This is a genomic window from Pseudomonas sp. R151218B TE3479, from assembly GCF_053629195.1.
In genome coordinates, this window is record NZ_JBRJHV010000001.1 from 81346 (window position 1) to 101930 (window position 20585).

Here is a 20585-nt window from a genome sequence, read left to right on the forward strand (position 1 = left end):
GAACCGACAAAACCACTGCCCGGCCCGGGATTATCGAGGGCTCGCCCTCAGCTCAAGGCCTTGCGATTGAAGTCGCGCAGACGGAACCCCATCAGCAGCAACATGCCGAAATACGCCACCACACCGGCAACCACCAGCACACCCAGGCGCAGGAAGCGCGCGAGCATCTGCCCTTCGCCCCAGGCCGGCATGAAATGCATCGCCCCCAGCAGGACCGCCGACATCACGACCACGGCCACCAGCAGCTTGAGGCCGAACTTGCCCCAGCCCGGCTGCGGTTGATACATCTTCTGCTTGCGCAACTGATAAAACAGCAACCCGGCGTTGAGGCACGCACCGGCACTGATCGCCAGGGCCAGGCCGGCATGAGCCAACGGACCGATCAGCAATAGGTTGAACAACTGGGTCATCACCAGGGTGAAGATGGCGATCTTCACCGGCGTGCGAATGTTCTGCTGGGCGTAGAACCCTGGCGCCAGCACCTTGATCACGATGATCCCGAGCAAGCCCACCGAGTAAGCGATCAGCGCACGCTGGGTCATCAAGGCGTCGAACGCATTGAACTGGCCGTACTGGAACAACGAGACGGTCAACGGCTCGGCCAGGATCCCCAGCGCCAGGGAGCACGGCAGCACTAGCACAAAGCACAGGCGCAGGCCCCAATCGAGAATTCGCGAGTATTCGTGGCGGTCCTGGCTGGCGTAGGTCTTGGCCAGGGTCGGCAACAGGATCGTGCCCAAGGCCACGCCCAATACGCCGGACGGCAACTCCATCAGACGGTCGGCGTAGTACATCCACGACACCGAGCCGGCCACCAGGAACGAGGCGAAAATAGTGTTGATAATCAGGGAAATCTGGCTCACCGACACCCCCAGGATCGCCGGCAGCATCTGCTTCATCACCCGCCACACGCCGCTGTCGCGCAGGTTCAGCCGCGGCAGGACCAGCATGCCGATCTTTTTCAGATGCGGCAGTTGATAGAGCAGTTGCGCCAGGCCACCCACCAGCACCGCCCAGCCCAGGGCCATCACCGGTGGGTCGAAATACGGTGTCAGGAACACGGCGAAGACGATCATGCTGACGTTGAGCAAGGTCGGCACAAAGGCCGGCACGGAAAAGCGATTCCAGGTATTGAGGATCGCCCCGGCCAGGGACGACAGGGAGATCAGCAATATATAAGGAAAGGTCACCCGCAACAGGTCCGCGGTGAGCTGGAATTTTTCCGGGGTGTCGGTGAAGCCCGGCGCCGTGGCCCAGATCACCCAGGGCGCGGCGAGCATGCCGGCGGCCGTGACCAGCGCCAGCACCAAGGTCAGCAGACCGGTGACATAAGCAATGAATGTGCGGGTTGCCTCATCGCCTTTCTGGCTTTTATATTCCGCCAGGATCGGCACGAAGGCCTGGGAGAACGCCCCCTCGGCGAAGATCCGCCGCAACAGGTTAGGCAGCTTGAAGGCGATGAAGAAGGCGTCCGTCGCCATCCCGGCACCGAATATCCGTGCGATCAGCGTATCGCGAACGAACCCCAGGATCCGGGAAAGCATCGTGATAGAGCTGACGGCGGCCAACGATTTGAGCAGATTCATGAAAAGAGTTTTTGCCTGTCGATAAACAGCAGGCGAACAACGCGCCCACTTATGCGATACTCCGCGCCGCTAAACAGCACAGAGCCAAAGCCCGCGAGTTTACAGGTCGCACGCCGGAAAGAAATCCTTCGGTGCGCTGCACCTGCCATTCAGCGGAACGCGTCACCCGCCCTTGACAACACGTCAACTCATCGGCATGATTCGCGGCCTATTTTGTTTGCTATTTCCTAAAAAGTCTTTCGAGGAGCTCGACGGTGGCCAACACACCTTCCGCCAAAAAACGTGCAAAACAGGCTGAGAAGCGTCGCAGCCACAACGCCAGCCTGCGTTCCATGGTCCGTACCTACATCAAGAACGTAGTTAAGGCCATCGACGCAAAAGACGCTGAAAAAGCCCAAGCTGCTTACGTTCTGGCTGTGCCAGTTATCGACCGCATGGCCGATAAAGGCATCATCCACAAGAACAAGGCTGCTCGCCATAAGAGCCGCCTGAATGGCCACGTAAAGGCCCTGAACGTTGCCGCTGCTGCCTAAGCGACGCGCTCATTAAAAAACCGACCTCAGGGTCGGTTTTTTATTGCCTGCAACTCTTCATTCAGAACATTGTGAGAGCGAGCTTGCTCGCGATGGCGGAGCATCAGACAAATCGTTGTTACTGACGCACCGCCATCGCGAGCAAGCTCGCTCCCACAGGGCTATGTGTCGATTATTGAGTACGAGCCCACGGCAAGATCGGAATCGCCGTCACCGCATTCTGCGGGCTGCCCTCGATCACACGGTCGCTGTAGACCAGGTACACCAGTGTGTTGCGCTTCTTGTCGAGGAAACGCACCACCTGCATGGTCTTGAACACCAGCGAAGTGCGCTCGCGGAACACCTCCTCGCCATCCTTGAGCTCACCCTTGAAGCTGATGGGCCCCACCTGGCGACAGGCGATGGACGCCTCGGCGCGATCCTCGGCCAGGCCCAGGCCGCCCTTCACGCCACCCGTCTTGGCCCGCGACAGGTAGCAGGTCACGCCATCGACCTTGGGATCATCGAATGCCTCGACCACGATCCGGTCGTTCGGCCCGACAAACTTGAACACCGTCGACACCTGGCCAATTTCCTCGGCCGACGCCAGCAGCGGTACTGCCAGCAGCAAACCGATCAATCCTTTTGCCAAACCCATGATTTTTCCTTAGACGAGGATCAGGTTGTCCCGGTGGACCAGTTCAGGCTCCGCCATGTAACCCAACAGACCGACAATCGCATCAGACGACTGACCGATAATTTTCTGTGCTTCCAGGGCGCTGTAGTTGGCCAGGCCACGGGCGATCTCGCGACCGTCCGGCGCCACGCATACGACCATTTCGCCGCGACGGAAACTGCCCTGGACCAGCTTCACACCCACCGGCAGCAGGCTTTTGTTGCCCTGGGACAACGCCGCCACGGCGCCCGCATCCAGCACCAGCGTGCCACGGGTTTGCAGGTGCCCGGCCAGCCATTGCTTGCGCGCCGCCAGCATGCCGCGCTCAGGGGACAGCAAAGTGCCGATGCGCTCGCCCGCCTTCAGACGATCCAGCACCCGCTCCAACCGACCGCCGACAATGATAGTGTGAGCCCCGGAGCGCGCAGCCAGACGTGCCGCACGCAGCTTGGTCTGCATGCCGCCGCGCCCCAGCGCACCGCCCGTGCCGCCCGCCACCGCGTCCAGCGCAGGGTCGTCGGCACGGGCTTCGTAGATCAGCTTGGCATCGGGGTTATTGCGCGGATCGGCGTCGAACATGCCGTCGCGATCCGTGAGGATCACCAACAGGTCCGCCTCCACCAGGTTTGCCACAAGCGCGGCCAGGGTGTCGTTATCGCCGAAACGGATCTCGTCGGTAACCACCGTGTCGTTCTCGTTGATCACCGGGATGACCTTCAGCTCGACCAGCGCTCGCAAGGTACTGCGGGCATTGAGGTAGCGCTTGCGGTCGGACAGGTCGTCGTGGGTCAGCAGAATCTGCGCCGTATGGCGACCATGCTCGGCAAAGCTTGATTCCCAAGCCTGCACCAGACCCATCTGACCGATGGCGGCAGCGGCCTGCAGCTCGTGCATCGCGCTGGGTCGCGACGTCCAGCCCAAACGACTCATACCGGCCGCCACAGCCCCTGAAGAGACCAATACCAGCTCGACGCCGGCCTCATGCAAGGCCACCATCTGCTCGACCCACACCGCCATTGCCTGGCGATCCAGACCCTTGCCATCCGCCGTCAGCAGTGCGCTACCGATCTTCACGACCCAGCGCCGCGCCCCCGTCACCTTGCTCCGCATCATCTTCAACCTTTGCCAGCGAACGGCGCGACCCAGCGCCACCCATGGGATTATTCGTATTTGCGTTTTACAGATACCAAAACGCCGCTCGAATGAGCGGCGCCTTGGGAACCGGCTTGCCGGCGATGATAACACTGCGCTGAAACACTTGAACCTGTGGGAGCGAGCTTGCTCGCGATAGCGGCGTGTCAGCTAACGACTATGTCAACTGACAGACCGCTTTCGCGAGCAAGCTCGCTCCCACAGATCCTGGCTTCACGCCAGCACAAGATCAGTCGCGAACGTAGATGATTTCCGGACCGTCTTCGTCATCCACATCTTCCTCATCCCAATCGTCGTCACCGATGTCATGGACCGACTTGACGCCACTGCGACGCAGGGCACGCTGGTCGTCCAGCGCCTGCAGTTGGGCACGGGCCTCGTCTTCGATGCGCTGGTCGAGCTCGGCCAGTTCTTCCTTGTAGGCCGGATCGTTGGCCAGGCGGTCGGCGCGATCTTCCAGGTAACGCATGATGTCGTGGCACAGGCGCTCGGTGCCTTCTTTGGCGATGGCCGAGATCACATAGACCGGACCTTCCCACTCTAGACGATCGACGATTTCCTTGACCCGCTCCTCATGTTCCTCTTCGAGGATCTGGTCGCACTTGTTCAACACCAGCCAACGATCACGCTCGGCCAGGGCCGGGCTGAACTTGGTCAGCTCGTTGACGATGACTTCGGCGGCATCGGCGGCGTCGGTTTCATCCAGCGGCGCCATGTCGACTAGGTGCAGCAACAGGCGGGTACGGGACAAGTGCTTGAGGAAACGAATCCCCAGGCCCGCGCCCTCGGAAGCCCCTTCGATCAACCCTGGAATGTCGGCGATCACGAAACTCTTCCAGCGGTCGACGCTGACCACACCCAGGTTCGGCACCAGGGTGGTGAACGGGTAATCGGCCACTTTCGGCTTGGCCGCCGACACCGAGCGAATAAAGGTACTTTTACCGGCGTTCGGCAGGCCCAGCAGGCCCACGTCGGCCAACACTTTCATTTCCAGCTTCAGGTCACGCTGCTCGCCGGGCTTGCCTGGCGTGGTCTGGCGCGGAGCACGGTTGGTGCTGGACTTGAAACGGGTGTTGCCCAGGCCGTGCCAGCCGCCATGGGCGACCAGCAGACGCTGGCCAGCCTTGGTCAGGTCGCCAATCACTTCCTGGGTGGCCGAATCGATCACCGTGGTGCCGACTGGCACGCGCAGGATCAGGTCTTCGCCCTTCTTGCCGGTGCAGTCGGTGCTGCCGCCGTTGGAGCCACGCTCGGCATCGAAGTGCCGGGTGTAACGGTAGTCCACCAGGGTGTTGAGGTTTTCGTCGGCGAGCATGTAGATCGAGCCGCCGTCACCCCCATCACCGCCGTTAGGGCCACCGTTTTCAATGAATTTTTCCCGACGGAAACTCATGCAACCATTGCCGCCGTCGCCGGCCTTCACTCGAATCGATACTTCATCAACAAACTTCATGACACACGCCTCTCGCCATACGGACGAGCCAAAAAAACAAGACATAAGACTCTTGCAAAAATGAGCGCAGCGACCTGATGACACGCCCCAACCGCAGCGCCGACAGCCCATACAAACAGTTTTGCAAGAGACTCACCCCACAAACGAAAAAGCCCCGTCGCAAGACAGGGCTTTTCCAGCGGTCTCGCAATTAAGCTGCGATAACGCTTACGTAACGACGACCGAAGGCGCCTTTTACTTCGAACTTGATCACGCCTTCGACTTTAGCGAAGAGGGTGTGATCTTTACCCATGCCCACGCCGTAGCCAGCGTGGAATTGGGTGCCGCGCTGACGCACGATGATGTTGCCTGCTTTGATAGCCTGGCCGCCATACATCTTCACGCCAAGGCGTTTGGCTTCTGAGTCGCGACCGTTACGGGTACTACCACCAGCTTTTTTGTGTGCCATGAGTTCAATTCTCCTAGTGAGGAATTAGGCTGAAATTAAGCCTGAATACCGGTGATTTTGATCTCGGTGTACCACTGGCGGTGGCCCATGCGCTTCATGTGGTGCTTACGACGACGGAACTTGATGATGCGGACTTTATCGTGACGACCTTGGGAGATCACTTCAGCCACAACGGTAGCGCCAGCAACGACTGGAGCGCCGATATTCACGTCATCGCCATTGGCGACCAACAGAACGCGATCAAAAGTCACGGATTCGCCGGTAGCGATTTCCAGTTTTTCGATCTTCAGGTATTCACCTGGGGCGACCTTGTATTGCTTGCCACCAGTAACAATTACTGCGTACGACATGGTATTTCTCCGATAATCCTGCTCACCCAGCGCTTTATAAGAAGAGGTATTGGCTGGCATGGCTGCATGGGCTGGAAGGCCCGGATGCAATTGCGTAAGGCAGGTGCTGCCCAGGAAGTTCAGGGTGCGCGATTGTACGCAAGCCGCGAGAGCCTTGCAAGTAGCCGTCTATCGCGCCTTGACACCTGCGGACGTGGGTCCTAGCATGCCGCGCAACCCTTCTGGAGCACCTGTCGCTGATGCAACCCCAAGCTTTCTACCGCGCGGTGGCGGACGATTTTAGCGCCGTCGACGGCATCATCAAGAAGCAGCTGACTTCCCGCGTGCCTCTGGTATCGAAAATCGGCGACTACATCACGTCGGCGGGCGGTAAACGCCTGCGTCCTTTATTGGTGCTGCTGTGCGGCAAGGCCCTGGGTCGCGAAGGCGACGACATGCGCCTGCTGGCCGCTACCATCGAATTCCTGCACACCGCGACCCTGTTGCACGACGACGTGGTCGACATGTCCGGCATGCGCCGTGGCCGTTCGACCGCCAACGCCATGTGGGGCAATGCCCCGAGCGTACTGGTGGGTGACTTTCTGTATTCGCGCTCGTTCGAAATGATGGTCGAGTTGGGCTCGATGCCGGTGATGAAGATTCTGTCCCAGGCCACACGCATCATCGCCGAAGGCGAAGTGCTGCAGTTGTCCAAGGTACGCGATGCCAGCACCACGGAAGAGACCTACATGGAAGTCATCCGCGGCAAGACCGCGATGCTCTTCGAAGCCTCGACCCACAGCGCCGCTGCACTGGCCGGCGCCAGCGCCGAGCAGAGCGAAGCGCTGCGCACGTTCGGCGACCACCTGGGCGTGGCCTTCCAGTTGGTGGACGACCTGCTGGACTACAAGGGCGATGCCGAGACCCTGGGCAAGAACGTCGGTGACGACCTGGCTGAAGGTAAGCCGACCCTGCCGCTGATCTACACCATGCGCGAAGGCACGCCAGAACAGGCGGCACTGGTACGCCAGGCGATCCAGAAAGGCGGGATCGAAGACCTGGAAAGCATCCGTATCGCGGTCGAAGCTTCCGGCTCGCTGGAGTACACCGCGAAACTGGCCCGGGATTACGTCGCTCGCGCAATCAAATGCCTCGACGCCCTGCCGCCTAGCGAATACCGCGATGCGCTGGTGGAATTGAGCGAATTTGCGGTGGCGCGTACCCACTGATTGCATGAAAACCTGTGGGAAACCTGTGAGAGCGAGCTTGCTCGCGATAGCGGTGTGTCAATCAGCGCCAATGTTGCTGATCCAGCGCTATCGCGAGCAAGCTCGCTCCCACAAGGGTTTTTCGCCGCCCTGCCCTCCGCAGCCTAAAACCCTATATAATGTGCGCCCTTTTGCCCTCCTGATACCCAAGGAACCTTAGTGAGCACGTTGCCTCCCTGCCCGAAATGCAATTCCGAATACACCTACGAAGACGGCACCCAGCTGGTCTGCCCGGAGTGTGCCCACGAATGGTCCGCCAGCGGCGAAGCTGAAGCGGCGTCCGACGACACCGTGAAGAAAGATTCGGTCGGCAATGTCTTGCAGGACGGCGACACCATCACCGTGATCAAGGACCTCAAGGTCAAGGGCACCTCGCTGGTGGTCAAGGTCGGCACCAAGGTCAAGAACATCCGCCTGTGCGATGGCGACCACGATATCGATTGCAAGATCGACGGCATCGGCCCGATGAAACTCAAATCCGAGTTCGTCAGAAAAGTCTGATTCGGCTGCATTCCATCCCATGCCCTGCGTGTGGGATGGAGCTTCACCTCCCCCGCTTCAACCCCATTTCTCGAGCGTTCGCCAGGTGCCAGCCGCCTTGAGCTAGCACAACCCATCGTCAGAAAAACAATCGCAACGCCAATAGAGACTTGCTATTTAGCGAATAAGAATTATTCTCATCGAACCCATCAAGGAGATGAGAACCATGACTTATTTGATCGATGCCTGGCTGGACCGCCCACATCCCTACCTCAGGATCCTGCATCGGGAAACCGGGGAAGTCTGCGCGGTGCTTGAAGAAGAAGCCTTGAACGAGCTGCAGGACCAAGGAGACCTGGACCTCAACAGCCTCAATTCCAGTGAGCCGCTGGTGCTCAAGGAGCTGGTGCGCAATCTGTTCCTGTTCTGCTATGCCCGGGCGTTGCGCCCGACGGGTGATTTCAGCGGCAGGTTTCACGGATGAAGCAGGCAAACCCTGTGGGAGCGAGCTTGCTCGCGATGGCGGCGTATCAGCTGACAAGACGTCGCCTGACCCTCCGCTTTCGCGAGCAAGCTCGCTCCCACAAGAGCTTGTTCAAGCATTAATGCCTTACAGCACGTCCAACAGCTCGACGTCGAACACCAGCACGCTGTGCGGTGGGATGCTGCCAACGCCTTGAGCGCCGTAAGCCAGTTCGCTCGGCACGTACAGGCGCCATTTGCTGCCGGCATTCATCAGTTGCAGCGCTTCGGTCCAGCCCGGGATCACGCCGCCTACCGGGAATTCGGCTGGCTGGCCACGATCGTAGGAGCTGTCGAACACAGTGCCGTCGATCAGGGTGCCGTGGTAGTGGGTACGTACCTGGTCCTCACGAGTCGGCTTGGCGCCTTCACCCTGGGTCAGCACTTCGAACTGCAGGCCGGAAGCGAGGGTGGTGATGCCTTCACGCTTGGCGTTTTCCGCCAGGAACGCACGGCCTTCACCTGCAGCGGCTTCAGCCTTGGCGGCTGCTTCGGCTTGCATGATTTCACGAATGACCTTGAAGCTGGCGGACATCTCGTCCTGGCCCACGCGGCTTGGCTTGCCGGCGAACGCGTCGGTCAGGCCGGCCAGGATCGCGTCCAGGCTGACACCCGGTGGCGGGTTGTCGCGCAGTTGGTCGCCCAGCTGACGGCCAATGCCGTAGCTGACGCGGGTTTCGTCGGTGGACAGGTTAACTTCGGACATGATGCTGCTCCGCTGTGCGGACGGCTCGAGAGTTGCCGTGCGTGACACAGCGCCTCCCGGAGCGCCCGGAACCAAAAGGGCGAGCAGACTAGCACAGATGCCACGGCGGGTGACGAGCCCCCGTCAAAGCAACCGCCAGAAACGACAACGCCCGCCTGCAGTTCGCCAGGCGGGCGTTGCGCCAGCGCGATGAACGGGCCTCAGTGCTTGGTCAGTTTGTCCAGGTAGCCCATGGCGAAGGCCGAGACCACGAAGGTCATGTGGATGATCACGTACCACATCAGGTGCTCGGGATCGACGTTCTTGGCGTCCATGAAAATGCGCAGCAGGTGGATGGAGGAAATGGCGACGATCGAGGCGGCGACCTTCATCTTCAGCGATGAAGAGTCCATGGTGCCCAGCCAGTTGAGCTTTTCCTTGTCGGAGTCGATGTCCAGTTGCGAAACGAAGTTCTCGTAGCCGGAAATCATCACCATCACCAGCAGGCCGCCCACCAGCGCCATGTCGATCAGCGACAGCAGCACCAGGATCAGCTCGGACTCGGCCATGGCGAACACATTGGGGATGATGTGAAACACTTCCTGGAAGAATTTCAGCGCCAAGGCCAGCAAGCCCAGGGACAGCCCGAAATAGATCGGCGCCAGCAGCCAGCGGGAGGCGTACATTGCATTTTCGATAAAGCGTTCCATTGAGTCTCACACCTGGGCTGAAAAATCGCGGCGAGTATATCAGCCACGACCTGCCCCACAAATGCCGGGGCCATCCCTGGCCCCTGCTCTTGTGTCAAAATTTTTCTGCGAGTACCCGTGCGGCGATGGCCTTCAATGCAGCGGACGAAACTCGAAGCCGCCGACATTGCGACAACGGCCTCCATTGATTTCACGCAGTTGGGCCTGCATGTGCAAGGACCAGATCTGCGGGTCGTCTGCCAGCTCATAGCCGTGCAAGGTCAGGCTCTGCACGATGGTATCGAGGATGGATTCGGCGGCAGTCGGGCCGGGAAATGGCCCCTGGGCCTTGATGGCGGAGGGTTGTTCGCCAGCCATTCCGGCGGCGAAGAGCAAGGTCCACATACCGGTATCTCCCGCCAGGGGGCGGATGGCGCATTCGATACGGGTGACAAGGCCCAGGCATTGACGAGTGAGGCAAAGGTTGCGCGACATGGCGGCGCCCCTCGGTAGATCCGGTATTCAGTCTCGGGAAGAGGCTGTTTCGATCCAATGATGACTCTCGTTATCCTTGAGCTGAGGATAGAAGAAAAGTTCCGGTCCCACGGGATTTCGAGACCGGAATACGCCGAGCGGTCATAGTGTGAATATTGACGCCAAAGTGGCGGCGTTTTTGTTTGAAACAGCCCAAAAAATTGTAGAAGCGAGCTTGCTCGCGATAGCGGTGTGACAGTCGCCTGATGAGTGACTGAAACTCCGCTAGCGCGAGCAAGCTCGCTCCCACAGTGTCCCACATGGAAACGCCGCAATCAGGCCGGCTTGGCCTCCGCCAAGGCCTGCTGCGCCAGTTCCTTTTCCGCTTCCTTGATGTCGTCTTCGCTGATCATTTCCGCGATCACCCGTAGCCGCTCCACCACCCGGGCGTTGACGCTGCCCTCCGGGAACTCGCCGTTTTCATCCGGCTCACCGGCAGGCTCGCCCACCAGCAGGCTCAGGGCTTCGTCGGCCTGACGCACCGCATAGACGTGGAACTGCCCGGCGCGCACGGCAGCCAGCACTTTCTCGTCGAGCATCAGCGTCGCGACGTTGGCCTGGGGAATGATCGCCCCCTGCTCACCGGTCAACCCCCGGGCTTCGCAGAGGCGGAAGAAGCCTTCGATCTTCTCGTTGACCCCACCCACCGCCTGCACTTCACCGAACTGGTTGATCGAGCCGGTGATGGCGAAGCACTGCTTCAGCGGCGTCTTCGACAGGGCCGAGATCAGCGTACATGCCTCGCCCAGGGACGCACTGTCGCCGTCCACATAACCGTAGGATTGCTCCAGGGCGATGCTGGCCGAGATCGCCAGCGGGAATTCCTGGGCATAACGGCTGCCCAGGTAACCGGTGAGGATCATCACGCCTTTGGAGTGAATCGGTTGGCCAAGGTTGACCTCCCGCTCGATGTCGACGATGCCACTGCCGCCCGGGTACACCGTGGCGGAAATCCGCGCCGGCACGCCGAACGCCGAATCGCCGACCTCCAGCACCGTCAGCCCGTTGCATTTGCCCACAGCCGCGCCCGCGGTGTCGATCAGGATGATCCCCGCCAGCATGTCGTCGAGGATCCGCGCCGAGACGCGTCCGGTGCGGGTGGCCTTGGCCTTGAGGGCCCGTTCGATATGGCCGGCATCGGTCATCTCGTCACCGGCCAGCTGGCGAATGAAATCCGCCTCGCTGACCAGTTGGAACAGGTCGCCGATACGCGCGGACAAGCGTCCCTGGTGCTCGGCCAGCCGGGCGCTGTAGGTCGCCAGGCGCGCCACCGCATCGGCGGTCAGCGGCGCCATGCCTTCTTCCGAAGTGCGGGTCTTGAGCAACTGGGCGAACTGCTCCAGGCTCTCGTCGCCCATCGGGATGTCTTCGTCGAAATCCACCAGCACGCGAAACATTTCCTGGAAGTCCGGATCCAGGTCCTGCAAGGCGTAATAGAGCTGACGGGCGCCGATGATCACGACTTTGACCTGCAACGGGATGTGCTGCGGCGTCAGGGTCACCGTGGCCAAGCGTCCCAGCTCACCCAGGGGCGACTCCATCTTCAGCTTGCGCGATTGCAGGGCGCGCTTGAGCGCATCCCACACGAACGGCTCGCCAAGCATCTTTTCCGCTTCAAGGATCAGGAAACCGCCATTGGCCCTGTGCAAGGCACCCGGACGCAACTGTCGGTACGTGGTGTAGAGCGCGCCCTGGTCGGTGCTGTATTCAATCCGGCCGAACAGGTTGTCGTAGGTCGGATGCGGCTCGAACACCACCGGCGCGCCACCGCTGGACGGATGCCCGACCACCAGGCTTGGCGCGTACTGCTCTTCCAGCAGCTTGCGGGCGATGGCGTCGGTCTTGCTGTCGTCCACCAGTTGCTCGACCACGGTCTTGAGCAGATAGACCTGCATGGCTTGCAGGTAGCCACAGACCGCGGCGTTCTCCGCGTACTTTTCCGACAGCGGCGCCAGCAACGGTTGCAGGGCCAGGGTGATGGTTTCTTCGTTGAGCTGGCGCAACTGGTTACTGGACTCGCGCTTCCATTGCGGCAGGCTGGCGAGCTCTTCGTTCAAGCGCTCTTCCAGGCCGGAGATGTCCTCGTGGAAACGCTCGCGCTCGGCCTCCGGCAACTGGGCGAATTCCGCCTCGTCCAGGGCCTTGCCTTCGCTCATCGGCGTGAAGGCGATGTTGCTGCTGTCACGGTACAGCGCGACATCCTTCTCCAGTGCCAGGCGCTCGATCACATCCAGGGCCCGGTCGTAGCGCTGGTTGAAAGCGCGGTCGATGGCGCTTTTTTTCTGCTGGTAGGACGGGTGCTCGAACACCGCCGGGAAGGTCGCCAGCAGGTTGTCGATCAAGCCATTGATGTCACCGATGAACGCACCGGCCGTGCCGGACGGCAGCTCCAGGGCACGGGGTTCGCGGGGCTCATCGAAATTGTTGACGTAGACCCAGTCCGCCGGGGTCTGCAGGCGCTTGCCTTCGGCCTTGAGGTAGCGTTTGACGAAGGAGAACCGGCCGGTGCCGGGCTCGCCCATGACGAATACGTTGTAACCGGGGCGCGGCATGGCCACGCCGAACTGCAAGGCTTCGACCGCACGTTCCTGGCCAAGCACACCGCGGAAGGGCTCCAGATCATTGGTGGTAGAGAAGCTGAACTGTTCAGCGGAAAACGGACGGGTCAGCGCTTCGGGCGCTAGACGCAAGCTGGCAGCAACAGGATCAGGCATCGGGCTTCCTTACATCAGGCGGGGCAGATAGCGGCATTCTGGCGCTGCCTGCACCTGACTGGCAAGGAGCGCCTCAGACCAAAGCATAGTCAATGGGAAAACCCCGGGCTGGGCCCCGTAAACAGGCGATCCCCAGTAATGTTTTTGCAAAATGTCACGGAACCCTCGGATCGTGCCTAAACTCCAAAGTGCGCGGCTGGAACAATAACCGGCCCACTGGCAGCTGTAGGGGCCAGACCCTGTCCATTGGTATGCACATAAAGAGAACATAGCTATGAAACGGATTCTTCTCGGTACTCTCTTCACCGCTGTATCCCTCAACGCCATGGCTCAGGCGCCGGGCGGCCCGGATTGCGGCTGGGGCAACATGCTGTTCGAAGGTCAGCGTGGCACCCCGGCTCACTTCCTGGCATCCACCACCAACGGCACTTCCGGCAACGCCACCTTCGGCATGACCTCCGGCACCAACGGCTGCTCGACCAACGCGGCCCTGACCTACGGCGGCAAGTCCTGGCTGGCCATGAATGGCATGATGAACGAGCTGTCCGAAGACATGGCCAAGGGTCAGGGCGAAGCGCTGACCACCTATGCCGTGGTACTGGGCGTAGCGCCGGAAGATCGCGCACACTTCTCCGCCGTTACCCACGAGCACTTCCAACAGATCTTCAGCAAGGCTGACGTGACGGCGGAAGATGTGCATACCAACACCCTGGCCGTGCTGAAAAACGACCCTCGCCTGGCCAAGTACGCTACTCAAGCTTAAGCTCGACACCACTCGCTCCTCTCGGGGAGCGGGTTTTCTTTTTGGGGCCCCTTCGGTCTTTATTTTTTTTTCGACTTTCCAAGTAGCCAACTATGCTCAAACGCCTTGCCTGGCTGGCGCTCTGTGTGTGCGCCCCGCTGTCCGCCGCGCCTCATGTCGACCCTCAACGTTTGCAGCAACTGGCCAATGACCGCTTCTGGATCTCCCTGGGCCACTACGAAACCGCCAAGCTGGGCGGCTGGCGCAGCTATATCAGCGACAAAAAATTCTTCCTCGCCCCCGATGGCAATGAACATCCTGACCGTGAACTGACCGCCACGCTGCAAGCCCTGTATGGCCCGGCCAGCGCCGGCCAGCAACATGCCCAGTGCGTGTACCCGGCGCGCACCCGCTGGCTGAAGGCGCAGCTCAACCTGTCAGACCTGCCGGCGGTCAATTGCAGCGACTTCACCCAGTGGTTCAAGGACGTGTCGCCCCACAGCGCAGTGATGATTTTCCCCGCCGCCTACCTCAACAGCCCGTCCTCGATGTTCGGCCACACCCTGTTGCGCATCGACCAGGCCGATGTGCAAAGCGACAAGACCGCCCTGCTCAGCTACGCGATCAACTTTGGCGCCTACATCGAAGGCTCGGACAACAGCATCCTCTATGCCTGGAAAGGCCTGATGGGCGGCTATCCCGGCCTGTTCGCCCTGGTGCCGTATCAGGAAAAACTCTCCGAGTACCGTAGCCTGGAGAACCGTGACCTGTGGGAATACCGCCTCAACCTGAGCCAGGTGGAAACCGAACGCATGGTCGAGCATGTGTGGGAACTCAAGCAGATCCAGTTCGATTATTTCTTCTTCGACGAAAACTGCTCCTATCGCCTGCTCGAATTGCTCCAAGTGGCCCGCCCCAGCCTGCGCCTGACCGAACAATTCCCGCTGACGGCGATTCCCACCGACACCGTGAAGGCGGTGAAAGAAGCCGGTCTGGTGGAAAGCATCCAGTATCGGCCGTCTCGGGAACGGGAACTGCTCAGCCGCGCCGAACCGCTCAGCGATGACGAACAACAATGGGTACTGAACGTCAGCGCCGATCAGCAGCAACTGCAAGCACCGGCATTCAAGGCGTTGCCCCGCGAACGCCAGGCACTGATCATCGACGCGGCGTATCGCCTGGAACGCTATCGCGCCAACGGCCAGGAACGCGATCCGCAACGGGCCCAACGCAGCTTCGAGCTGTTGCGGGCGATCAACCAGAACCCCGCGCCGGAACTCGACATCCCGCAACCGGGCCTGCCCGAGGATGGCCACGAGTCACGCACCTGGCAGGCCGGCCTCGGCACCCGGGGCGACCGGGCGTTCGGTGAATATGGCTTGCGCATGGCCTATCACGACCTCAACGACAACGCCGAAAGCTTCCCGCTGGGGGCACAGATCGAGATCCTGCAATTGAAACTGCGCCAGTACGAAGGCAATGACTGGCAAGTGCAGCAACTGGATCTGGCGACCATTCGCTCCCTGACCCCACGCAACGAGCTGCTGCAACCGCTGTCCTGGCAGGTTACCGGCGGTCTGGAGCGGGTGCCGGGCAAACACGACGATGAAACCTTGGTCAGCCACGTCAATGGCGGTGCCGGTGGCACTTGGGCGCTGGGCGAAGATGTGCTGGGCTTTGCCCTGGGTACAGTGCGGGTGGAACACAACAACGATTTCGCCCAGTTCATCGCTCCAGCCGCCGGTTTCAATAGCGGCGTGCTGTGGAAAAACCCGCTGGGCAACTTGAGCCTGGAAGCCAAGGGCGATTATTTCGTCAACGGTGAAGTGCGTCGTAGCCTGAGCCTCAACCAGCAGTGGGAATTGTCCCGCAACCTCGGCCTGCGCCTGAGTGCCCAGCGGGAGTTCAGCCACCTGGCTTCGCCGGAGAACGAGGTGATGCTCGAGGTGAAGTGGTATCACTATTGACCGGACCCGCTCAGCACGCGCACAGAGACAAACGGATTAATCACAGGGCTTTCACATCGGCCTGACGAATTCGCCTCTAGACTTCTCGTGTAAGTGGATACGGCAGGAAGGCTCAAATGAGGCGCGCGGCAGTGGTACTGGGTATGTTGATGTTGCTCGGTGGCTGTGAAACCACTCATGAAGACTTGATCGCCCGAGGTTATCCACCGGCGTTCGCCGACGGCTACGACGACGGTTGCAGCAGTGGTCGGCAAGCGGCGGGGGTAATCACCGGCCAGTTCAGGAAAGACGTACCGCGCTATCTCAAGGATGCACGCTACGCAGAAGGCTGGAGCGATGGTTTCCGGCAGTGCCAGGCGATGCGCGAAAGCGAGGAGCGCAATGCCTACCGCGATCGTCATTGGGATGACCACGAACGTGCCTGGCAACAAGAGAAGGACCGGGACGCCGCCCGGGCTTATCGCTCGCCGTGAGTCGCGTACAGACATCCGTCGAAACCAAAAGCCTGCAACCATGGCCCAAGCTCCAATAGAGGAGAACACCATGAGCCGCGCTTTCGTCAACGAAGACAACGCCGCTGCCCAGGCCGACCAGCCAGTCGAACGTCAGGTCAGTGCGCAACCCAATTACGTCACGCCCACCGGGCTTGCCCAGCTCCAGGCCCGGGTCGCCGAGTTGCAGATCTTGCACAGCCAGCAGGCGACCCGAGGGGAATTGGCGGACAAACAACGGATCGCCGACCTTGAACGGGACCTGCGCTATTTCAAGCAGCGCCTGCAAAGCGCCCAGGTCGTTGCACCGACACCGTCCGATCAAGTGCGGATCGGGCATTGGGTGACCTTTGTCGATGAACAGGATCATGAGCAACGAGTGCAGTTAGTGGGTGAAGACCAGGCCGATGCGGCCAGTGGCTTGATCAACTGGGGCTCGCCGCTGGGGCGGGCGTTGTTAGGGGCAAAGGTAGGGGATGAAGTGACATGGAAGCGACCACTGGGAGATCTCGCCATCGAGGTCGTGTCGATAGATACTCCATGATATTTCCGGCCGCTTTAAACATGATTAACGCTTCTAGCACCAAGACCCGATAACAACTTGTTACTTTCCTGTAGCCATATGTAACTGCAACACGAGGTCATAACAACAAGTTTGCGTTAAACCAGGACCATGCTACTGTTTTTTCCGCACCACAACCGGTGCACTGCAACAACACAGGAGATGCACTAATGAGCGAGCAGGTACTGGTAATGCCAGGCAACTTCGACAGAGTCTTAAAAGACTATCAACAGGTAGCTGACCTCGGTATCGAACCCGTAGCACCGACCATTGCCGCCATACATTGCACCGCTCTTTTATGCTAGATCCTTTTGCAACAACATGGACCTGCCCCACAGGTCCTTGATACCCCCTAATCCATATATAAAACAACTTCAGCAACATCCTACAGTTCGGATGCGCTTGCTCGCACCCCATTGACTGTACTTGATGTTTGATACGAATGAGGAAAACACCATGAGCGAACAGATCCTGAACATGTCCGGTGACTTCTATAGCGACTTCGACGCTTATCAAGCGCCCACCGAAAACATGGGCTCGATACTGGCAACGACAATGGAATGCAACACCTTTGGCACATGCACCAATCTCGAGTGCTCGACACTCGGGTGCTAAGCCCTTCCACTGATCGTCCAAACAGGCAACACCCATAACCATAGAGCAGGCAACGCCTGCTCTATCCATTTCAGGAGCGACGGCATGCTTGTTAACGCGTTGAAGTTGAATCAGCGAGGTCAGTACAGATTCACTTCCGACGGCGACATCGCCCTTTTTGTAAACAACCTGACCCGCCTGCATGCTGATGATCAGGCCTTGCTGGATCATTTCGGGTTGAACCGGGAAGAACTGGCGTCGTATGCCAAGGCACCGTGTAATCCGCGGCGCCAGCCTGACGACGGCGAAACCGTCTTGAGGGCCTTGAAGGAAAAGCTTGCTCGCCTTGACAGCCTTCCCGTCGACACGGAAAAGGCCGCGAGCGGCAAAGACAATTTTTATTGGTTTGGCTATCGCTTTTTTCTTTATTTCATCGATACGTTCAAGGCGGATGGGCGCTACGCCAAAGCGTCACAGCACATTGATGAACCCGCCCTGCTGGCAAGCCTTGAGCACTATGTCCTGGCCCGTGTCGGACGTACATCGGAACAAAGCCTGGTCCACTATCTGAATACGCGGATTGCCGACGGCGATGACATTGATCTGGACGGATTCAACGAGCACCTGCGCACATTGCCGTTGCTGGTTTTTTTCGAATCCTATCCCGTGCTGGCGACACTGCTGCTGGATTTGCTGGAAGATACCCTCAATTACCTTTATGCGGTCATTTTCGATTTCGCCGACGATGTTGAAACGCTGGAGGCGGAATTCTCGATCCCGTCTCGGAAAATCGACGCCATCGAGTTCGGCCTGGGCGACCCCCATGGTCGCGGCGAAACGGTCTGCCAAGTGAAGGTCCGCGCGATTTCATTGGTCTACAAACCAAGAGCCAGCCGCGAAGCACTTTTTTTCAATCAACTGCTTGGACAACTACATGAATGGACAGGCGCGGATTGTTTTGCCATCCACGCGCCAAAAATCCTCAGCCGTGAGCGCCACAGCTGGATAGAAAAGGTCGACAACACGCCTTGTGACAGCGCAACTGACGTGGCGCTGTTCTATGAAAAGATGGGCGCGCAGATCGCCGTCATTCATGCACTCAACGGCATCGACTTCCATTACGAGAACATCATTGCGTGTGGCAGCAGCCCGGTCATGATCGATCTTGAGTGCTTGTTCACTGCGTCCACCAGCGACCTGCTGCTCGAACTGCCGCTCGATAGCGCACTGTCCAACACCTTCAAAGTGATCCAGCAGTCGGTGTGCTCCAGCGGCTTCGTTCCCTTTTCACAAAAATCCGATAACGACCAGAGCGGGCTGACTCGACAAGCGCTGTTCATTTCCACCCGCCACGCCCTGGTTTTCGAAGAGGGCTTTTACCATTTACGTAAAGTCGAGTACGAACACCTTCTGGTGCAAAAGCATTTGCCGCTTTTGCAGGGTGAACGCAAGGGGCATGAAACGTATAAAGCCGAACTTGTCCACGGCTTTGAATATGCTTATGGCGAGCTGATGGTGCATCGGCACACGATTATGCAGATGCTTGAGCAATCCGCAGACGTATTATCAACCCGTGTATTGCTCAAAAACTCTCAACGTTATGCGGACTTTATCGGACTGAGCCGCCATCCTCGCTTCATGAAAAACATGTTGGACCGGGAGCTTCTGCTTGCAACCCTGTGGAAAGACTTGAAAGAGCCCTATCGGGCAAAGGGCATCCCCCGCCATGAAATAGCCGATCTGCAAAGATCCAGTATTCCGTGTTTCACCATGCCGCTCAATTCCAACGCGTTGATGAGCGCACAAGGTGAAACAATAGACATGACGAACGTACAACCCCCGATAAAAAGCTGCTTACAGAAAATAGCCAATCTTTCCGCAGCCGACAGGGCATTACAACTCACCCTGCTCGAAATGTGTTTGTATCCAGAATCGAACGGACAGCCGTCATCACGTGTCACCTTAAAAAAAGCGCCCCAAGCGGATCGACTCGACGCAGTACTCGGCATCAGTTCCCGCCTCGAAGCGCTTGCGATCAAGGGAACGGCAACAGACATCCGTTGGTTGGCTTTTCATACGCACCCAACGACTCATGGAAAATACCCCTCACCCATGGATCATGGGCTGTACTCTGGTATCGCCGGGATTGGGTTGTTTTATCTGAGCCTGTTCAAGGTAAGCGGCAAACCAAACGTGCTGTCGCTCATGGATCAGGTACTGGACTCACTGGAGCAACATTTTGGCTTTTTCAAAGCCGACCTGACCGTCAGTGCCTATCATGGCCTGGGCTCTTATCTCTATTTGCTCCTCAATCGTCGCCAAATCACGGGCGATCCGAAACACGATGAGAAAATTGCCAGCCTGCTGACCCAACTGATTGATGCCCCCCCTGAACACTACGATTTCGATTTCCTGGGCGGCTGTTGTGGTGCGGTGACATTGCTGGCCAATATCCATGGGTTATCCGCGCAGGCGGATGTGCGACCAGCCATTCGGCGCATGGTTGATTACATAAAGGACCAGATACTGATCGAAGAAGGCCAGTTTCTTCGACGCGATGATCGCTCCGTCATTTTAACGGGCCTGTCCCATGGTCTCTCCGGCGTCATCCTGGCCTTGTGCAAAGCCTATGATGTGACCGGCGATGTGGCGCTGGTGCCCTTGGCCATTCAGGTACTGGAGGGTGAAAATCGCTTGAGCCGGGAAGGTTTCTGGCTGGACCTGAGAGATCTGGGCCCTGTCGACCATGCCACCAAGTGGTGTCACGGAGACGGCGGCATCCTCATCGCCAGGCGACAACTCATGCAGTCGATGGGAGAGGCCTTGGACGAAAACACCCGGCAGACGGTGCTCGACGACATCCAGCGCTGCGAGAACAATCTCTGGCAGCACGGCTTGAGCGATGGCTATAACCTGTGCCATGGCGATTTCGGCAATCTGATCTGCCTGTATGACCTGTATCGGCACACCGATAACCCCGAGGGAATCAGCAGGGTCAGGCAGGCCCTTGGCGAGGTCGCCCAGCAGTTTTTCGAAGGCCCCTACCTGGACCAGGATCGGGCTCCCGATGTCAGCCTGCTGACTGGCATTGCGGGCGCAGGTTATGCCTTGCTGTACGAGATCGATCCAACGATCCCCAACATACTCTCGCTCGATTTCGCGCTGCAGACGTAGGCTAAAA

At 59.2% G+C, this 20585-nt stretch carries 20 protein-coding genes; 10 read left to right on the plus strand and 10 right to left on the minus strand.

Annotated elements, in window-relative coordinates; all coding sequences use genetic code 11:
- Window positions 1-47: 47 nt before the first annotated feature.
- A complete protein-coding gene (murJ, locus tag AB7M32_RS00395; RefSeq protein ID WP_454248801.1) occupies window positions 48-1586 on the minus strand; it encodes a murein biosynthesis integral membrane protein MurJ in 1539 nt (512 codons plus the stop codon).
- Between the two features lie 254 nt (window positions 1587-1840).
- Between murJ and rpsT the strand changes: the two genes are divergently transcribed.
- On the plus strand, window positions 1841-2119 hold the full coding sequence (rpsT, locus tag AB7M32_RS00400; RefSeq protein ID WP_003185593.1) for a 30S ribosomal protein S20: 279 nt from the start codon (window positions 1841-1843) through the stop codon (window positions 2117-2119).
- Between the two features lie 172 nt (window positions 2120-2291).
- Here rpsT and AB7M32_RS00405 read toward each other — a convergent pair whose 3' ends face one another.
- From AB7M32_RS00405 to rplU, 5 genes are all read right to left on the minus strand, one after another.
- On the minus strand, window positions 2292-2756 hold the full coding sequence (locus AB7M32_RS00405; RefSeq protein ID WP_420231107.1) for a CreA family protein: 465 nt from the start codon (window positions 2754-2756) through the stop codon (window positions 2292-2294).
- 9 nt (window positions 2757-2765) lie between these two features.
- Window positions 2766-3884 (minus strand): glutamate 5-kinase, encoded by a 1119-nt coding sequence (gene proB / locus AB7M32_RS00410; protein WP_092333957.1) that lies wholly within the window; start codon window positions 3882-3884, stop codon window positions 2766-2768.
- 271 nt (window positions 3885-4155) lie between these two features.
- Entirely contained in the window at window positions 4156-5379 is a 1224-nt protein-coding gene (cgtA, locus tag AB7M32_RS00415; RefSeq protein ID WP_060740551.1) for an Obg family GTPase CgtA, read from the minus strand.
- Window positions 5380-5569: 190 nt separating this feature from the next.
- On the minus strand, window positions 5570-5827 hold the full coding sequence (gene rpmA / locus AB7M32_RS00420) for a 50S ribosomal protein L27 (protein ID WP_003205738.1): 258 nt from the start codon (window positions 5825-5827) through the stop codon (window positions 5570-5572).
- Between the two features lie 35 nt (window positions 5828-5862).
- Window positions 5863-6177: a 50S ribosomal protein L21 gene (gene rplU, locus AB7M32_RS00425; RefSeq protein ID WP_003176051.1), complete on the minus strand. Its 315-nt coding sequence runs from the start codon at window positions 6175-6177 to the stop codon at window positions 5863-5865.
- Between the two features lie 239 nt (window positions 6178-6416).
- Between rplU and AB7M32_RS00430 the strand changes: the two genes are divergently transcribed.
- From AB7M32_RS00430 to AB7M32_RS00440, 3 genes are all read left to right on the plus strand, one after another.
- Window positions 6417-7385, plus strand: a complete 969-nt coding sequence (locus AB7M32_RS00430) for a polyprenyl synthetase family protein (protein ID WP_072411888.1) — start codon at window positions 6417-6419, stop codon at window positions 7383-7385.
- A gap of 198 nt (window positions 7386-7583) precedes the next feature.
- Window positions 7584-7925, plus strand: a complete 342-nt coding sequence (locus AB7M32_RS00435) for a zinc ribbon domain-containing protein YjdM (RefSeq protein ID WP_053123983.1) — start codon at window positions 7584-7586, stop codon at window positions 7923-7925.
- 205 nt (window positions 7926-8130) lie between these two features.
- Window positions 8131-8388: a PA4570 family protein gene (locus AB7M32_RS00440; protein WP_003205743.1), complete on the plus strand. Its 258-nt coding sequence runs from the start codon at window positions 8131-8133 to the stop codon at window positions 8386-8388.
- A gap of 126 nt (window positions 8389-8514) precedes the next feature.
- Here the strand turns inward: AB7M32_RS00440 and AB7M32_RS00445 are convergent, their stop codons facing one another.
- The 4 genes from AB7M32_RS00445 to AB7M32_RS00460 form a co-directional block, all read right to left on the minus strand.
- Window positions 8515-9132 carry an FKBP-type peptidyl-prolyl cis-trans isomerase gene (locus AB7M32_RS00445; protein ID WP_003205746.1) on the minus strand — a complete coding sequence of 206 codons (618 nt, stop codon included), beginning with the start codon at window positions 9130-9132 and terminating at the stop codon, window positions 8515-8517.
- A 200-nt stretch (window positions 9133-9332) separates the two neighbouring features.
- Window positions 9333-9821 carry a TIGR00645 family protein gene (locus tag AB7M32_RS00450; protein WP_047230159.1) on the minus strand — a complete coding sequence of 163 codons (489 nt, stop codon included), beginning with the start codon at window positions 9819-9821 and terminating at the stop codon, window positions 9333-9335.
- 132 nt (window positions 9822-9953) lie between these two features.
- Complete coding sequence (locus AB7M32_RS00455; protein ID WP_013694243.1) at window positions 9954-10295, minus strand: PA4575 family protein; 342 nt, start codon at window positions 10293-10295, stop codon at window positions 9954-9956.
- Between the two features lie 314 nt (window positions 10296-10609).
- Window positions 10610-13048, minus strand: coding sequence for a Lon protease family protein (locus AB7M32_RS00460; RefSeq protein WP_060740549.1), 2439 nt, complete (start codon window positions 13046-13048; stop codon window positions 10610-10612).
- 274 nt (window positions 13049-13322) lie between these two features.
- On the opposite strand from AB7M32_RS00460, the gene AB7M32_RS00465 reads away from it, so the two are divergent.
- From AB7M32_RS00465 to lanM, 6 genes are all read left to right on the plus strand, one after another.
- Entirely contained in the window at window positions 13323-13811 is a 489-nt protein-coding gene (locus tag AB7M32_RS00465) for a DUF3015 domain-containing protein (protein WP_024780764.1), read from the plus strand.
- 92 nt (window positions 13812-13903) lie between these two features.
- Window positions 13904-15757 (plus strand): Lnb N-terminal periplasmic domain-containing protein, encoded by a 1854-nt coding sequence (locus AB7M32_RS00470; RefSeq protein WP_454248802.1) that lies wholly within the window; start codon window positions 13904-13906, stop codon window positions 15755-15757.
- Window positions 15758-15873: 116 nt separating this feature from the next.
- Entirely contained in the window at window positions 15874-16230 is a 357-nt protein-coding gene (locus AB7M32_RS00475) for a hypothetical protein (RefSeq protein WP_072411877.1), read from the plus strand.
- Between the two features lie 70 nt (window positions 16231-16300).
- Window positions 16301-16792 (plus strand): GreA/GreB family elongation factor, encoded by a 492-nt coding sequence (locus tag AB7M32_RS00480; RefSeq protein ID WP_454248803.1) that lies wholly within the window; start codon window positions 16301-16303, stop codon window positions 16790-16792.
- Window positions 16793-17266: 474 nt separating this feature from the next.
- Entirely contained in the window at window positions 17267-17425 is a 159-nt protein-coding gene (locus AB7M32_RS00485; protein WP_454248804.1) for a hypothetical protein, read from the plus strand.
- A gap of 84 nt (window positions 17426-17509) precedes the next feature.
- The gene (gene lanM / locus AB7M32_RS00490) at window positions 17510-20578 is read left to right on the plus strand and encodes a type 2 lanthipeptide synthetase LanM (protein ID WP_454248805.1); all 3069 of its coding nucleotides are present in this window, start codon (window positions 17510-17512) and stop codon (window positions 20576-20578) included.
- Window positions 20579-20585: the final 7 nt, after the last annotated feature.

Coding starts and splice junctions, on each gene's coding strand:
- murJ (WP_454248801.1), bottom strand. CDS start 1,586: ATGAATCTGCTCAAATCGTTGGCCGCCGTCAGCTCTATCACGATGCTT.
- AB7M32_RS00405 (WP_420231107.1), bottom strand. CDS start 2,756: ATGGGTTTGGCAAAAGGATTGATCGGTTTGCTGCTGGCAGTACCGCTG.
- proB (WP_092333957.1), bottom strand. CDS start 3,884: ATGCGGAGCAAGGTGACGGGGGCGCGGCGCTGGGTCGTGAAGATCGGT.
- cgtA (WP_060740551.1), bottom strand. CDS start 5,379: ATGAAGTTTGTTGATGAAGTATCGATTCGAGTGAAGGCCGGCGACGGC.
- rpmA (WP_003205738.1), bottom strand. CDS start 5,827: ATGGCACACAAAAAAGCTGGTGGTAGTACCCGTAACGGTCGCGACTCA.
- rplU (WP_003176051.1), bottom strand. CDS start 6,177: ATGTCGTACGCAGTAATTGTTACTGGTGGCAAGCAATACAAGGTCGCC.
- AB7M32_RS00430 (WP_072411888.1), top strand. CDS start 6,417: ATGCAACCCCAAGCTTTCTACCGCGCGGTGGCGGACGATTTTAGCGCC.
- AB7M32_RS00440 (WP_003205743.1), top strand. CDS start 8,131: ATGACTTATTTGATCGATGCCTGGCTGGACCGCCCACATCCCTACCTC.
- AB7M32_RS00445 (WP_003205746.1), bottom strand. CDS start 9,132: ATGTCCGAAGTTAACCTGTCCACCGACGAAACCCGCGTCAGCTACGGC.
- AB7M32_RS00450 (WP_047230159.1), bottom strand. CDS start 9,821: ATGGAACGCTTTATCGAAAATGCAATGTACGCCTCCCGCTGGCTGCTG.
- AB7M32_RS00455 (WP_013694243.1), bottom strand. CDS start 10,295: ATGTCGCGCAACCTTTGCCTCACTCGTCAATGCCTGGGCCTTGTCACC.
- AB7M32_RS00460 (WP_060740549.1), bottom strand. CDS start 13,048: ATGCCTGATCCTGTTGCTGCCAGCTTGCGTCTAGCGCCCGAAGCGCTG.
- AB7M32_RS00465 (WP_024780764.1), top strand. CDS start 13,323: ATGAAACGGATTCTTCTCGGTACTCTCTTCACCGCTGTATCCCTCAAC.
- AB7M32_RS00470 (WP_454248802.1), top strand. CDS start 13,904: ATGCTCAAACGCCTTGCCTGGCTGGCGCTCTGTGTGTGCGCCCCGCTG.
- AB7M32_RS00475 (WP_072411877.1), top strand. CDS start 15,874: ATGAGGCGCGCGGCAGTGGTACTGGGTATGTTGATGTTGCTCGGTGGC.
- AB7M32_RS00480 (WP_454248803.1), top strand. CDS start 16,301: ATGAGCCGCGCTTTCGTCAACGAAGACAACGCCGCTGCCCAGGCCGAC.
- AB7M32_RS00485 (WP_454248804.1), top strand. CDS start 17,267: ATGAGCGAACAGATCCTGAACATGTCCGGTGACTTCTATAGCGACTTC.
- lanM (WP_454248805.1), top strand. CDS start 17,510: ATGCTTGTTAACGCGTTGAAGTTGAATCAGCGAGGTCAGTACAGATTC.